The organism is Chitinophaga oryziterrae (assembly GCF_009758125.1).
In the GTDB taxonomy this organism is placed as follows: domain Bacteria; phylum Bacteroidota; class Bacteroidia; order Chitinophagales; family Chitinophagaceae; genus Chitinophaga; species Chitinophaga oryziterrae.
Map to the genome: position 1 here is coordinate 1 of NZ_WRXO01000038.1, position 630 is coordinate 630.

The 630-nt window shown below is 40.2% G+C and carries 1 pseudogene; it reads right to left on the reverse strand.

Annotated elements, in window-relative coordinates:
* A pseudogene (locus GO495_RS31900) lies at positions 1–630 on the reverse strand (DUF6443 domain-containing protein); the annotation flags it as partial.

Consider the following 630-nt stretch of genomic DNA (forward strand, 5'->3'; position numbering starts at 1 on the left):
AAAAGGGAAAGAGTTGGTTGGATCAAAAGAATAAGCATTTACGTTGGCCTGCATTTGCGCCCTTGTCAATGCTGAGTTTAATAATCCATTCATCCGCTCCCGGTTCTGTGTATCATAATAATTTACACGCCAGAATTGTCTGTATTTCAAATTACCATCCCAGGTGGCAATTAATCTGTCCCGTTTGTCATATACCATTTCAGTAGAATCTGCACCAGGGAGTTTCTTAACAATTAACCTACTGCGTTGATCATAGCGGTACTGAAAACATAATTCTGCCGCAACAGGCGCGGTAACAATCCAGCTACTACGAATTGCTTCTACAGCCTTCGGAGGGATTACAAAACGTAACCGGTCAAGATCATCGTATACATAATACGTACATAACCATCCATTATAACCTGACACTATTGCATCTGACAATTGTACTTTTTTAAGAACAGTATGTCCTTCTAAGTCTTTGTACTCAATTGTTTTGTTATCATGTTCATCCGTTGTTTCATGTACATATAAAGTACCGGGAATATAATACCCAGCCTGCAATGGGAAAGAAGCACTATCCTGGTCAATATTCCAGATCACCACAGAATCATACAGTGTACTGGCCCTGTCTGATTGGCTAACACCAAC